The sequence below is a fragment of the Paenibacillus sp. 05T425 genome (assembly GCF_056396205.1).
The window spans coordinates 1-452 of record NZ_JBFTLA010000098.1 but is presented as its reverse complement, the minus strand read 5'-3'; the positions used below and the strand labels follow the sequence as shown (position 1 = coordinate 452).

1 protein-coding gene is annotated in these 452 nt (G+C 63.3%); it reads left to right on the top strand.

The genetic code is table 11. The features are described 5' to 3' along the window. Positions 1-452, top strand: a 452-nt coding sequence (locus AC1DF0_RS32255; RefSeq protein WP_477577656.1) for an FAD-binding oxidoreductase, incomplete at both ends; no start/stop codon positions are given.

Here is a 452-nt window from a genome sequence, read left to right as displayed (position 1 = left end):
TGCGTGCGCAGAGCGATTGCGTGGTGCGGGTGCCGGTTTCATCGGATGTCTGCCGTACTCGTCAGGCCAGTTACGACGCGACCATCAGCGCCGTGCGTCAGCTGTCCGACAGCACCATCGCACTGTCGATCAAGGGCGAAGCCCTGAGCAAACTGGCGTTTTTGCCGGGGCAGTATGTGAACCTCGGGGTTCCGGGTAGCGAGCAGACCCGCGCGTATTCGTTCAGCTCGTTGCAGCGTGACGGCGAAGTCAGTTTCCTGATTCGCAACGTGCCCGGCGGCTTGATGAGCAGTTTCCTGACCGGCATGGCCAAGGCCGGCGACAGCATGAGCCTGGCCGGACCGTTGGGCAGTTTCTATCTGCGCGATATCCGCCGGCCGTTGCTGCTGCTGGCCGGTGGCACCGGTCTGGCGCCGTTTACCGCGATGCTGGAAAAAATCGCCGAGCAGGGC